The organism is Terriglobia bacterium (assembly GCA_020072645.1).
In the GTDB taxonomy this organism is placed as follows: Bacteria; Acidobacteriota; Terriglobia; order Terriglobales; family Acidobacteriaceae; genus Angelobacter.
The window spans coordinates 21,907-34,991 of the sequence record JAIQGK010000019.1 but is presented as its reverse complement, the minus strand read 5'-3'; the positions used below and the strand labels follow the sequence as shown (position 1 = coordinate 34,991).

Below are 13,085 nucleotides of genomic sequence, written 5' to 3'. Positions count from 1 at the left end.
CTCGACCTCCCAGACGTCACCTGCGCCATCAACCAAGCCGCAGACCAACGCAACTGCATCAACCGCGCCAAGCTCAACTGTGCCTGACTCCAATGCGCGCACGAGTGACGTTGATTCTATCGACCACATTATTGCGGCCGTGTATGACGTGATCTCCGGCCCTGCTGGTCCGCGCGATTGGGACCGTTTTCGCAGCTTTTTCTATTCCGGGGCGCGCATGATCCCCAGCCGCCGCGATGATAAGGGAGTTGTAACAGCGCGGGTTTCATCGCCAGACGAATACGCCACCCGAGCCCAGGACTTTTTTAGCAAAGAGGGCTTTTTTGAAAATTCAGTGGCGAACCGTGTCGAGCAGTGGGACCACATTGCGCATGTGTGGAGCACCTATGAGTCGCGCCACGCCAAGGGCGAGAAGCCGTTCGCGCGCGGCATCAATAGCTTTCAGCTTTTTAATGATGGCACTCGGTGGTGGATCCTCACCATCTATTGGGAAAGTGAAGATCCATCACACCCGTTGCCGGAAAAGTATTTGAAGTAGCCGGTTCCGTTCCCCGGTTTTGCGTTCCCGGGTTTTGCGCTCCGAAGGCTACTTCTTCCCCACCACCAGCAGCGTGAACGTGCCGGGCTTCATGGTGCGCCGAGGACGCTCGCCTTCTTTTGCCGGAGGGGCCTCTTCGATCTCGGCCGTGACGAGGTAAACGTCGTGATTCGTGGTGTCCAGGGCCATGGTGCGCGCAAATTTCTGCGTCGGGGTATTCTCTACCACACTAAACTTGTCCGGCGAATCTTCATGGACGACCGTAAGGTTGCCGTCGCGTCCATTGGAACTGAAGGCCAGTTGCTCATCGACATCAAAAGCGTTTGCATCCACGCCTTCGCCAATGGCGGGCGTCGCAATCACTTTGCCGCTATCCGCATCCACCACTGCCATCATCTTGTTGTCACAGCCGGCAAAAAGCCTGCGGTGTTTCTGGTCCATGGCTAGTCCGCTCGGCTCCTGGCAAGGGGCCAAGGGCCAGCTCTTAATCACGGAAGCTTTTTTGGCGTCGATGCTGGTCAATTCGCTCTTGTCTTCAATATTTACAAAGACTCCGCCCTTGCCGTCAGCGACCCCGAATTCCGGTTTGCCGTCGAGCGGAATAGTGCTGACAACCTTGTCGTTCGTAGCATCGATTACCGTGGCATTCTTGCTGCGTCCATTGAAGGTAAAGACGCGCTTGGAAGATGGATCGTAGAGAATGGCGTCAGGATTTTCACCGTCTATCTTGATCTTTGTCGTTTGCTTCAAGGTCTTCAGGTCAAACACGGTCACGCTGTTTTCACGACCATTGCTGGTGAAGCCTTTGCCTAAATCCTGTGCCAGCGCAATGCCGTGGACTCCGGGCGTGTCAGGAATATCGCCGATCACAGAACCTTTGTAAGGGTCCACCACCATGACATGCGTACCACGAGAGATGAAAAGCCGCTTTCCTGCCGGATCAAAAGTTAAATAGTCCCAGCCGCCCTCGCCGCCCAGAACATATTTCTGCTTCACCTGATATTGCGCTGGCGCAAAAGCCTTTACCGAGCCTGCGCCCAGGCACGCCACTGCAACTAGTATTGCGATTTGCTTCCGCATCTTTCACCTCATTTTTGTCGTGATCATTCTAATAGGAACACCACAAACTGTCTTGCGATTCGAGATCAGCCAGCTAAATTGCTATTTCCCGGACGTGCCAGCCACCAGCGGCGCAGTGCCACCATTGACCAGACAGCTTCCACCGCGCCAAAGGGCCACGCGCCTTGCAGAAAGCCATAGACGGAAGCCAGTGCGCAGGCCACAGCGAAAGCAAAGATGAACCATGGGCTGCGCTTTTCCAAGGCGTAGAAGATCAGCATGGCCGTGACGGCGAACAATCCGAAAGCGGTGAGAACGCTCAATCCTGCTCCTTAAGTGCACCGCGATTGTAAAGCACAGCGTTTCCGCATGAGCTCCGCCCATCTGTATCCTCAAGGACTCAAAAGCAGAGCGTCACGAATTATTTTGCAAACTTTTCCGCGATTGGCGTTCTATCAACAGAAGTACTCCCGTTTCCTCCAAGGGAGAGCCCCCATTGCTCAAAAGAGCGACGGTCCTTCCCCGCGGGATGGTAGCGGGCTGCATAAACGCAGCAAGCTATCATCCCGGGACCGCGCACCTACCTACCTCTTTCTGGATGAGAGAAATAAAACCTGCTTCAATAAAATTGTATGGGATGTTGCGGGACTTGAATTCAGAGAACTAACGGACTGGGCAGGCCTGCGAAGGTGCGGTCATAATGCTCTGGTCGGGGAAGCTGAAAGCTCCTTCAAATGCGTCAGATGTCGCTCCACGCTGAAACCATTGCATTAAGACCTGGCTCTGCGGATGGTAAGTAAATCCATCGATCAGCACGGGGTATCCGGCGTTGGGCATCAGCGCCAATGGATCGCCAGTCTCAAGGTTGCTCTGGCATGCGGTCGAGTTCGGTACCTGCCACGCGGGAACGGTATTGCTGCCGAATGGATTGTTCATCCATTCTGAAATCTCGTGGCTCATCGGTGTAACGTCCGCCAGGCTGGAACCAAGAATCCCCTGCTCCACCCAGCTGGCCCAAATGAAGGTCTGGACAAACTTGACCTGTGCCATCTCGCCTACGTCGAATGATGTGTGAAAGCCAAGCACGCAACATTTTTTGATATCTTTCTGCGGCGCAAGAAAGACATTCGAGGTGAGCGCGATGGAGAGAGCATCCGGCGAAAGATTCGCCATCTGGATCATGGTATTCAGCTGCGAAAGAAAAAAGTCAGTATCCACGATCGCATACACCACGCCGGTGCTGGGATTGCGGTAAACCTTGGCATCGCCTCGCGGTACCGCGATCCGCAGCGGCTTGAGAATTTGCGGAGAGCCCAGCAGCGTATGCCAATCCTTGCCGGCGATGGCATTGAATTGCGCCTTTTGCACGGCATCGGCAAATTGCGTGGTCCCCGTTGCATATTGAGCGTCGTGGAAATTAGGAGACGACTGCACCCGCGGAACAATCGGGCCGGGATCAAGCACGATTGGTGCGCCATTCTCATCCACAAATTCTTCAAAGAACAATGAAATTGGAATTATCTGAACAGGAATTTGGGTCGTCGAGTTCGATTGCGGTTTTACACCGACCATCGTAAAGGGAAAAGTCTTGCCCTGCGATTCAAACGATCCTGAAAAATGAGGAACACTAAAAATGCGCCCCTGTGTCAGGGCCATGCGCGCGTCGGAAGAAAGTTTGCTGGCGCCTTCAAACTTTGGCTGTGCGCCTTCTCGCTGAAGAAATCCGCCAGTCGCATCAATTGGCTGGGAAGTATCGGGTGACGCGCTTTGGGCAAAGAGGCTTACGGAGAACAGACAGAAGAGTGCCATCGCGCCGCAAAAGATTGAGACACGCCGACCCAACCGATCTGGTTTGAAAGACACTTATCCGAGCTCCGGAAGCGATACCTTGCTATTGTCCTATCACTGCATTGATTTGTCGAATAAAATTGTTGTAAGTACCTGATAAAAATAGGCTTTTAAACCGGAACCGCTGTGCCTTCATTAGACTTTCCAACAATACATATATTAAGGATGCGCAGCAGCTCAGGAGTGGGATGACAGCCGGCTGCGATAAATCGATATTTGCTGTTATAGTTTTTCGTCTCACATGAAGCGTTCTGCCAAACAAGAGCCGGTTAGCAGCGCGGTGACCGTGGCAGTGGTTCAGGCTGCGTCCGTCGCATTTGACCGCAAGAGAACTCTGGCCAAAGCGCTGGACTTGACCCGCGACGCCGCGAAGCGAGGAGCCAAACTTGTACTCTTCCCTGAAGCTTTTATTTCCGGCTACCCTCGCGGGCTCGACTTTGGCGCCGTGGTCGGTTGGCGCACGGACGCTGGCCGAGAGGACTTCAAGCGCTACTTTGAAAGTGCTGTGGAAGTTCCCGGCCCAACGGTCGATGCATTGAGCAAAGCGGCGCGCACTAACTCTGTCTATCTGGTGATGGGCGTGATTGAGCGCGAGCGCGGTACGCTTTATTGCTGTGTGCTTTTCTTCGCGCCGGATGGAACCTTCCTCGGCAAGCATCGCAAGGTAATGCCGACCGCTTCCGAGCGGCTGATCTGGGGATATGGTGACGGATCAACTCTGCCTGTCTTTGATACTCCACTGGGTAAGCTGGGCGCGGTAATCTGCTGGGAAAACTACATGCCGCTGCTGCGCACCTTCATGTATTCCCAGGGCATTGAGATTTATTGCGCGCCAACGGCAGACCATCGCCCCACATGGTCTGCCACCATGCAGCATATTGCCACGGAAGGCCGCTGCTTTGTTCTGGGCTGCAATCAGTTCAACCGCCGCCGCGACTTCCCCAAAAATTACTCCACGACATTTGGAGAAAAACCGGACACCGTTCTTTCCCGCGGCGGAAGTTGCATCGTCAGTCCTTTTGGTGAGTTCCTGGCAGGTCCGAACTTTGAAGATGAAACAATCCTGGTGGCTGAGTTGGACCGCGGTTTGCTGCCCAAGGCCAAATTTGATTTCGACGCTGTTGGCCACTACTCGCGACCGGATATCTTCCGTCTGCTGGTGGATGATCAGCCCAAGCCGCCCGTCGCCACATTGAGCAGTCAAACCAAGTCACGCAAAGCCGAATGATCTCTCGCACTGAAATTCAGGATGCAGGGCGGAGGATCGCTACGCATGTTCGGCGCACGCCGGTGCTTGCGTTGGAAGAAAAGGCCTTCAGCATTGATGCCAGAATTTTCTTCAAACTTGAATGCCTTCAGCATACCGGTTCGTTCAAACCGCGTGGCGCGTTCAACTGCATTCTGAATTCTACTATCGGTGACGCAGGCGTGATTGCTGCCTCTGGCGGCAATCATGGCGCTGCCGTCGCTTATGCCGCACAAAAGCTTGGATACCGGGCTGAAATTTTTGTTCCTGCCGTGGCTCCCGCCAACAAAGTTGAGCGGCTGCGGCAATATGGCGCAGCCATCAATCTTATTGGCAATGATTACGCTGAAGCTCTGGCCGCCAGCAAAGAGCGCGCTGCGCAAACCGGAGGGCTTGGCATTCACGCTTATGACGATGAGCGCGTGCTCGCCGGCCAGGGGACTCTTGGCATGGAACTTGAAGAGCAGGTGCGCGGGTTGGATTCGGTGTTGATCGCCGTGGGCGGCGGCGGACTGATTGGCGGCGTGGCCGCATGGTATCAGGATCGCGTACGCATCATCAGCGTTGAGCCGGAGCGTGCACCTAGTCTGCAAAAGGCGCTTGGGGCTGGGCAGGTGGTGGACGTTGAGACCGGAGGCGTTGCCGCGGACTCTCTCGGTGCTCGTCGCGTGGGTGAGTTAATGTTTCCGATCGCGCAGAAGTTTGTGTCGCAGTCACTCCTGGTCAGCGACGAACAGATCCTAGAAGCTCAACGCGCGCTGTGGCAGCAATTGCGCTTGATCGCCGAACCAGGCGGCGCCACCGCGTTCGCGGCTCTTCTTTCCGGCGTTTACAAACCTCGTCCGGGAGAGAGGGTTGGCGTGGTGCTTTGCGGATCTAATGCCGACCTGGAAAAATTTCTGCATAGCTGAATCGCTGTCATCGCGTCTTTAGAACTACGGCGAATCGAGACGAAAACCGATTTCTCCCCTGCCGTTCCTCCATTGTTGCGGAAGTTGGGGTTTTCTGTCTTTTATTCAGAAACTTGTTGCACACCGGATGCATCCAGCCGGTACGAAGTGACAATTTTTGTAATTCCCGCAAAATCTTTGAAGCGATTTTTCAATCCCATGCACTATTCTCTGGCAGCATACGATTTGCTGCGGTAAAGTTCTGTCACTCCCCAAATTTCAATTTAACTTCAGAGGCATGAGGATAACTATGACCAGTTGCTCCGGGTATAAATTGCTGTTCGCTTGTTCGCTGTTTCTTCTTTCCAGCTTTGCATTTGCCGCCAGCGCCACGGTGGATTGCAGCGGCGCCACGCCGGGCGCTTTCACTACAATTCATGATGCATTGGCCTCGTTGCCCGCCGCAGGGCCGAACAGCATCTCAGTCACCGGCACCTGCCATGAGAACGTGGTTATGTTTGGCCGGACCGATTTGACGATCTTCGGCAATCCAACGGCTACGGTGGTGCCGGGAAATGCTAATGGACATCTGCTGGCCATTGATGCATCACAGAGAGTGGGGATCCAGAACATCATATTCGATGGCGGACGTGGTGCTCTGATCAATGACAATTCCCGTGTGGACCTCACGAGCGTCACAATCCAGAACAGTCTGGGCATCGGCCTTACCAGCATCGATTCACTGGTCCATATTGCCGACAGCGCAATCAAGGCGAGCACTCGCTCCGGCATCAGCGTGGGCGGCGGAACGTTTTATGTGGATAGTGACGTCACCGGCACCACGGTAACGAACAATGGCCGTATTGGTATCGCCGTGTCCACTGGGCACTTAATTCTGAACGGCGGCGATGGTGTAACTCCCGGCACCGAGAATGTAATCAGCAACAACGGCAGCGTAGGCGTATCTGTTGCCAACAGCGCTGAAGCCGATATCAGCGGCGACAATCGCATCATAGGAAATCAAGGCCCATTTGGATTGGAAGTGATCCATACCAGCACCGTCATCATGTCGGATGGTTCAATCACATCCAATGCGGGGGTCGGCGTGCACTGCGGCGAAACCAGCCATTGCGAATGGGCGGGCGCAACCACGATTGATGGCAATGGCAAAGGCGGAATTGAAATTACCGACCACTCTGACGCTTATCTGGATGGGGGAATCGACATCTCCGGAAATACGGGAGTAGGCGTCCTGGTTGATCTTAGTTCCCTGCTGAACAGCCTGGGCGGCAACACCATCAACAACAATACTGATGACGGCATTGTCTTAAATACCATGTCCGTTCTTAAGTTCGCCGCTAATGACACGATTACAGGAAACGGCAAACTCGCGCTTGAGTGCAACAATAACTCCATGGTCTCCGGCGATATCAGCACGTATAAGCCGAAGAAGTGCGGTGCGGCTTTTCAGGCAAGTCCTATTAACTAAGCTGAAAGAGGGATGAAACAATGGGCCGCTGCGGCGGCCCTTTGTTATTTGCCTATTGTGTCCCACTTGCCCCATTCTGCTGGCCCAAAAGAAACTGCTGCACGAACAAGATCGTTGAATAGAAGAGAAAGTCCTGGTTCTTCTTCTTAGCGTAGCCATGGCCTTCATCATTCGCCATCAGGAACCAGGTTTGGATTCCATTGCTCTTCAGCTTGTCCAGCATTTGCCGAGACTCCGTCCAGGGCACGCGCGGATCATTCTTCCCCACCACGGCATACACCGGCTTGCGAATCTTTTCTGAGTTGTTCAGCGGCGCGGTCTTTTCCAGGTACTCGCGGATTTTTGGATCGCGCTCGTCACCATATTCCACGCGCCTTAGGTCGCGCCGATACGGTTCCGTGTGTTCCAATAGCGTTACCAGATTCGACGGGCCAACGACCGGCTGGCTGCAGCAGATCTTGTCGCTGTATTCGTAAGCGACTGCCCAGGTCATGTAGCCGCCGTAACTGCCGCCGGCAATCATGATCTTGCCGGAGTCGAGCGCGGAATTCTTGCCAATCCAGTCCAGCAGGGCGCCGATATCTTTATGCGTGTGGTCGCGATTGACGCCGTTATCAAGCTTGAGAAAAGTTTTGCCATAGCCCGTGGACCCGCGCACGTTGGGAAAGACAAGCGCTACGCCCATTTCGTTCAGGTAATAGTTGTTCCGGCCAAGAAATCCAGGGCGGTACTGCCCTTCCGGGCCGCCATGAATGATCACCATCACGGGCCGCTTGCCGGGGAACTTCTTTGCGTCCGGCATATAAAGGAAGCCGGAGATGGTCTTGCCGTCAAACGTCTGCCACTTGATGAGTTGCGGCTCGGCGAATGTTGCGGTGTTCAAGCCTCCGGTTTCACTCGTTGTCCAGCGCTCAATCTTGCCTGTTACCACATCCACCGAGTACACGTCCGCGGTCGATCTTGCAGAGTTCACAACAAATCCCAGGTCGCGATTGTTTCGGTGAAAACGCAGCCCGTCAATCAGTCCTGTGGGGATGCCAGCAACCGGCTTGTATTTGCCCGTGGCTGTGTTCATCAGATAAAGCTTGCTGATGCCGTCTTCATTGGTGACAAATGCCATCATTTTGCCATCGTCGCTGAGCTCCATTTCATCCACGTCCCACTTGATGTCGGTGGTGAGATAGGTGGGCTGCATGGTGGCCAGGTCAAAATAGGCAAGACGCCGAAATTCGGAGTCGCGATCGGTTGTGGAGTAGAAGCCTTTGCCATCTTTGCTGAACGGGCCGCCGCCGTAAGCAACCTGCTCGTCGCCGGATTTTGGCGTCAGCAGTTTCTTTTCGCCGGTGGCAACATCCGCTAGCCAGAGATAGGTCTGGTTCGCCGAGACCTCCTCTACCACCAGCAACTTTTTATTATCGGGCGACCAATCTGCCACGCCCCAGCCGCCGCCCTCCAATTGCAGAAGCATCTTGTCCACCTTGGGATTGGTAGGATCCATGATCCAGATATCAGTGTCCTTTCCCGTACGGCGCGTGGAGGTGTACGCGATTCGGTTATCATTGTGTGCGAAGCTGCGACCGCCGTTACGAGACTTTCCGTCCGTCAACAGCGTAACGTCGCCATTGGCAATGTCATACCGGTAGATCTGATACCACTCGCCGCCGCCAACATCTTTGGAGAAAGTAAAGTAATCGCCTTTGGGGCCAAAGCGTCCGCCGCCGGTGCGATCAGGAAAAAACGTGAGCTGCGTACGCGCTCCGCCTGGCATCTGGACCATGTGAATCTGCTGCACCTCGGCAAAGCGAGTACCGATCAGCATTTCTTTCTTCGTCGGATGCCAGTCCTGCAATGTGGCGAAGCGGAACTCGCCATACTGGTTGGCTTTTTCTGCGATTGCTGCGGGCACTGGAGGAATATTTTCGACTACAAGATTGTCACCCGGCTTGATTTCCGCCGGCTGAGCCGGCGGAGCGCCCTGCGCCATGAGCGGAGAAACCGCCATGAAGATGGACACAAATAAAATCGCAGAACGCAGAGATGGAGAAAGAGAAAACACTCGTCTCACAAGTCCTCCTAGGAGTGGCGCAGAGAAGCCTAATCGCGCTGTCAGGTATGGTCAAGAAGAGTGACGTTTAGAAACAGATGCGGTTAGCAACGAACTTATTCTCTGATCAGCCTTATGCAGCAAGCGTAACGATGGGATCGAACTCATAGATCAAGGTCCCGGTTTTTCCGGATTTAGCGGCTGCCACCATTGCTTTGCCTGCGATTTCCGCCTGCATGGAATGATATTTTCTCAATGGCCCGAAGGTGAGCAAGTCCAGCACGGGAGCAATCTTCATGCCAATGGCTTCACCCAGCCTGAACTCCGCCCGCTTGCCGATCAGCAGACTTGGACGCAGGATATGCAGCGCCTTGAAAGGCAGTTTAGCCAGTTCCCTTTCCATCTCACCTTTGGTGCGAAGATAGAAATTCTTGCTGGCCGGATCAGCACCCACTGAAGACACTACAACGAACTGTTCAGCACCGGCCCGCACTGCTTGCTCGGCAGCCCGCAACGGCAATTCCATATCAACGTGGCGGAAAGCTTCCTGCGATCCGGCTTTTCGAATCGTGGTGCCCAGCGCGCAGAACACATCTTGTGCGCCTTGAAAATCTTCCGCGGAAAGTGTCGCAAGATCGGCCACGCGTTGCGCAACCTTGGCTCGCGTAAGCGATGGTAGCTCTCTGCGACCGAATGTCAGCACTCGCGTGTAATCTGGATCGTCGACCAGCGCGCGCAGGCAGAAGCCGCCAACCAGCCCTGAAGCGCCCAGAACAACTGCTGTCCGCGAAGTCATTCCGGTTGTCCTCCGCGATTTGCGTTGCTGAAGCTCATCACACTAATTTACCAAGTTTCAGCAGCGCCGGTTTCTTTGACACAGGCTTTCTGCCACTGCTACTATCAAAGGGCAGTTCAGCAGGTTAGCTGTCAGGTGCAAAAAACCAACCGCATTCAAGCAAAGTGGTTGATCTGAACCCTAGCCGCGCTGGATTCGAATGCGGATGATAACTCCCGCCTGCACGCGTCCCCGTCGTCTAGCCCGGCCTAGGACATCGCCCTTTCACGGCGGTAACACGGGTTCAAATCCCGTCGGGGACGCCAAAGAATCAATGACTTAGCAGCGTCCTTGCCGTAATTCCCACAACACTCCACAACAATAGTCAAAATCATGCGTTTCCAACCTTACCCGTGCGCATGATCAGGTCCGCCAAAGCTGCCTGTGCTTGGCGTTTCGGTGCTTCCAAAGCCTGCGTGTAGCCGTCCATCGTTGTTTTGAAAGATGCATGCCGCAGGAGTTCCTGAACAACCTTCGCGTCTACGCCCAGCGACTTGATCAGAGTCGAGAACGTATGCCGTAAGGTGTGCCAGCCGATTTTCTTGTCAATGCCGGCCCGTTGTGCTGCCGGCTGGATGTAGTAGCGCATCACTGTGGCAAGCCACAGCGGCTGCCGACCCTTCTTCTGTAGTGAACCCAAACCCAACGGTGGAAGCTGTGTACGTGCTTTCCTGCCGCCATGCCATGAGCGCTTGCGCAATGTGCTCATCCATGACAACGGGTTTGCGCGATGCCTCCGTTTTGCAACTACCGACTACCTGGTCGACCACGGATCGGACGATATTGATGCAGCATCTCAAAGAAGTCCAGATCGCACCATTGCAACCCCATCAGTTCGCTTCTTCGCATCCCTGTCAGCGCGTCGCAAACAATCATCGCCCGTTCCCGAAGTTCCAACTCATCGAACAGACGATGCAGTTCCGCTATCTCGAGTAGAACCGAACGTTTTCGCGCTTGCCAGATTGCCGGACCGCAGTGATTGGGTTTCGATCTGCGAATTCATACCGGATTGCGTGACTGAAGATTCCTGACATAATGTTTATGACTTTGCACTTGCTTCCGTTGCTGAGTCCTCCCAGATTCCTGAGCCAATGCTCGACTGTTACCGGCTTAATGCTGTGCAGGTACTCTTTGCCCCAGGTCGGAAGGATCCAGTTTTTGAGATAGACCAAGTATGTGCTCCTGGTCTTCTCGGTTTTGTTGTCCGCCAGCAATTCCGTTTGGCGGTAGTGATTGACCAGATCCTCGAACGTCATCAGTGCCGATCTTGGAAGATCACGGTTAATGTTCGTTCGCAAGAGCTGGATTCTGTTTAGGGCTTCCCTTTCAGTGCGAAGCTCGTCCACGCTGCCTACTGTGAGAGTTCTCTGTCGCCGCTTGCCATTCGGCCCGCATTCTCGCCATAGAAACTCCCACACGTCAGCTCCGCGCTTGCGCTTCGCTCTTCTGAGATGCCCGTCTTGATACCGTTGCGCCATTTACATTCCCTTCATTGGCGCACGGGCGGGTGCGTTGTTTCTATACCACCCTGCATGTGCTTATCAAGCTCTGAAAGTTTGAATCGCCACTGCCTTCTCTTTCCGGCCCCAAGCGGATGCGCCGGCACCGAACCGGAACGCGCCATGCGAATGATCTTCAGGCGATTTATTTTCAAGAATGCCGCCGCCTCTTCCGGGCTGACGTAAGGTTCTGGATGTCCGTGTGCGCTCTGGTCCATTGTTTTCCTCCCAGACTCAACATCCACTTCTGAGTCTTCGGCGTCTTAATCATTCGTTCCGTGCCGCAATCTCCTTGACTGAGAGATCGGTTTGCCGCAAGAGTTCCGCTGCTTTCTCCAGCCGCTCATTCGCGAGAAAATGACTCAGATCCACGCCCATTTGAAGTTTGAACAAGTGTCCCAGCCGTGAGCGGCTAAGATTCACCCGGGTGGCAAGTTCACGAACACTTGTCGTTGGGTCATCTTCGAGTGATTCCAGCACCTTGCGAATGCGGTAATCGTCCGGCATGCAGACTCCTTGAAGGTCTCAATGGGCTAAGTGCAGACCGGCCGGGGATTGGGCCGGAGCAATGCTAAGAGGAGCAAGCCGGGGCAAAACTGACTTCATCGCCGATTCGAGACATCACACCGCGCATGCAATCTCTCACTCACTTGGCGTCGAGTTGTTACGCACCGTAATAATCTATACTGAAACCTCTGTTAATCGGACTTTTTGTAAAAGCCTGAATCACTTTAGATTATGTTTATGAATCCAAATTGGGTATAAACATTTAAAAATATACAGTCCTTCACAACACAAATAACTAGTGACAGCAGAAAGGAAATTCGTGGTCTTTCAACATGGAAATGGTTCCGAAACTTGCGGGGCCCAGATAGGAAAAGTGGCAGAATCTCTCGCTAAATTGCCACGAACCGCCAATAAGACCTGGGCGTGATTTGCGCCAATCAGTACCGGGCTCTCGATCAACTGCGGAGCAACATCGAGGAGTTCATCGAGCGTTCTTACAACCAGAAACGGTTATACTCAGCCTTGGGTTATCGCTTCGCCGGAAGAGTTCAAGGAAGACGCCTAGCGAGAAACTGGGGCTACAACAGTTGGTGCTACATAAGATTCTTTCCTCCGAGCGAGGAGAAATCTTCTACGTTGATGGCAGCAGGGATTCAAGACGCCGTCCTTTCCCAGACCCATACCTGCTGAAGAATCAATGAGATAATGCTGTGAAGAAGCAGTGTCGAAAACTTTGGGAAGCGAGTTTGTATCACGTGAAGGGTTTACTAATTAATGATGCTGCAAGCTGTCGCAATAAAACCTGTCTCAAGGACGAGGTTCACCCCGGACACCTGTAGACGATTTTGTGCTGAGAAAGCCTACGACTTCAACAAATCGCAACAGCTTTCAATAAGCGGTGCGCAATAGGTTCAATATCAATCTCTTAAGAACCTCAAATTTCAATAGTTTCAATAAGGGTTGGCACCTGGTTCGGGACCAGGGGGTCGGAGGTTCAAATCCTTTTAGATAGCATCGCAACGATTTCCACTGATTACTTATCCTCTCACCGCCATTTGAAATGACATCACCTGGAAACTTCTGCACGCGCAGCTAAGAGAACGCTCAGGAAATTGTTGCGTCATTGGCGA

Annotated in this window: 13 protein-coding genes and 1 tRNA gene; 5 read left to right on the top strand and 9 right to left on the bottom strand. The window is 53.7% G+C overall.

The features are described from left to right. The first annotated feature begins 79 nt into the window (after window positions 1–79). Complete coding sequence (locus tag LAO76_23915; GenBank protein MBZ5493979.1) at window positions 80–538, top strand: hypothetical protein; 459 nt, start codon at window positions 80–82, stop codon at window positions 536–538. A 48-nt stretch (window positions 539–586) separates the two neighbouring features. Here the strand turns inward: LAO76_23915 and LAO76_23910 are convergent, their stop codons facing one another. The 3 genes from LAO76_23910 to LAO76_23900 form a co-directional block, all read right to left on the bottom strand. Further along, complete coding sequence (locus tag LAO76_23910; GenBank protein MBZ5493978.1) at window positions 587–1,618, bottom strand: YncE family protein; 1,032 nt, start codon at window positions 1,616–1,618, stop codon at window positions 587–589. A 65-nt stretch (window positions 1,619–1,683) separates the two neighbouring features. Next, entirely contained in the window at window positions 1,684–1,920 is a 237-nt protein-coding gene (locus tag LAO76_23905) for a hypothetical protein (protein MBZ5493977.1), read from the bottom strand. Window positions 1,921–2,260: 340 nt separating this feature from the next. Further along, window positions 2,261–3,406 carry a hypothetical protein gene (locus LAO76_23900; GenBank protein ID MBZ5493976.1) on the bottom strand — a complete coding sequence of 382 codons (1,146 nt, stop codon included), beginning with the start codon at window positions 3,404–3,406 and terminating at the stop codon, window positions 2,261–2,263. A gap of 280 nt (window positions 3,407–3,686) precedes the next feature. Between LAO76_23900 and LAO76_23895 the strand changes: the two genes are divergently transcribed. The 3 genes from LAO76_23895 (at window position 3,687) to LAO76_23885 (ending at window position 7,070) form a co-directional block, all read left to right on the top strand. Next, complete coding sequence (locus tag LAO76_23895) at window positions 3,687–4,673, top strand: nitrilase (GenBank protein MBZ5493975.1); 987 nt, start codon at window positions 3,687–3,689, stop codon at window positions 4,671–4,673. Then, complete coding sequence (locus LAO76_23890) at window positions 4,670–5,602, top strand: threonine/serine dehydratase (protein ID MBZ5493974.1); 933 nt, start codon at window positions 4,670–4,672, stop codon at window positions 5,600–5,602. The genes LAO76_23895 and LAO76_23890 overlap by 4 nt, the downstream gene beginning before the upstream one ends. 289 nt (window positions 5,603–5,891) lie before the next feature. Next, window positions 5,892–7,070, top strand: a complete 1,179-nt coding sequence (locus tag LAO76_23885) for a right-handed parallel beta-helix repeat-containing protein (protein MBZ5493973.1) — start codon at window positions 5,892–5,894, stop codon at window positions 7,068–7,070. A gap of 52 nt (window positions 7,071–7,122) precedes the next feature. On the opposite strand, the gene LAO76_23880 is transcribed toward LAO76_23885, so the two are convergent. After that, complete coding sequence (locus LAO76_23880) at window positions 7,123–9,072, bottom strand: prolyl oligopeptidase family serine peptidase (protein MBZ5493972.1); 1,950 nt, start codon at window positions 9,070–9,072, stop codon at window positions 7,123–7,125. 175 nt (window positions 9,073–9,247) lie between these two features. After that, a complete protein-coding gene (locus tag LAO76_23875) occupies window positions 9,248–9,910 on the bottom strand; it encodes an NAD(P)H-binding protein (GenBank protein MBZ5493971.1) in 663 nt (220 codons plus the stop codon). Window positions 9,911–10,137: 227 nt separating this feature from the next. Here LAO76_23875 and LAO76_23870 point away from each other — a divergent pair. Beyond that, a tRNA-Glu gene (locus tag LAO76_23870) sits at window positions 10,138–10,215 on the top strand. A 65-nt stretch (window positions 10,216–10,280) separates the two neighbouring features. Here the strand turns inward: LAO76_23870 and LAO76_23865 are convergent. The 4 genes from LAO76_23865 to LAO76_23850 form a co-directional block, all read right to left on the bottom strand. Next, entirely contained in the window at window positions 10,281–10,658 is a 378-nt protein-coding gene (locus tag LAO76_23865; protein ID MBZ5493970.1) for a tyrosine-type recombinase/integrase, read from the bottom strand. A 214-nt stretch (window positions 10,659–10,872) separates the two neighbouring features. Further along, on the bottom strand, window positions 10,873–11,205 hold the full coding sequence (locus LAO76_23860; GenBank protein MBZ5493969.1) for a hypothetical protein: 333 nt from the start codon (window positions 11,203–11,205) through the stop codon (window positions 10,873–10,875). Window positions 11,206–11,438: 233 nt separating this feature from the next. Then, window positions 11,439–11,666, bottom strand: coding sequence for a helix-turn-helix domain-containing protein (locus LAO76_23855; protein ID MBZ5493968.1), 228 nt, complete (start codon window positions 11,664–11,666; stop codon window positions 11,439–11,441). 49 nt (window positions 11,667–11,715) lie between these two features. After that, complete coding sequence (locus tag LAO76_23850) at window positions 11,716–11,955, bottom strand: helix-turn-helix domain-containing protein (GenBank protein ID MBZ5493967.1); 240 nt, start codon at window positions 11,953–11,955, stop codon at window positions 11,716–11,718. Between the last annotated feature and the right edge of the window lie 1,130 nt (window positions 11,956–13,085).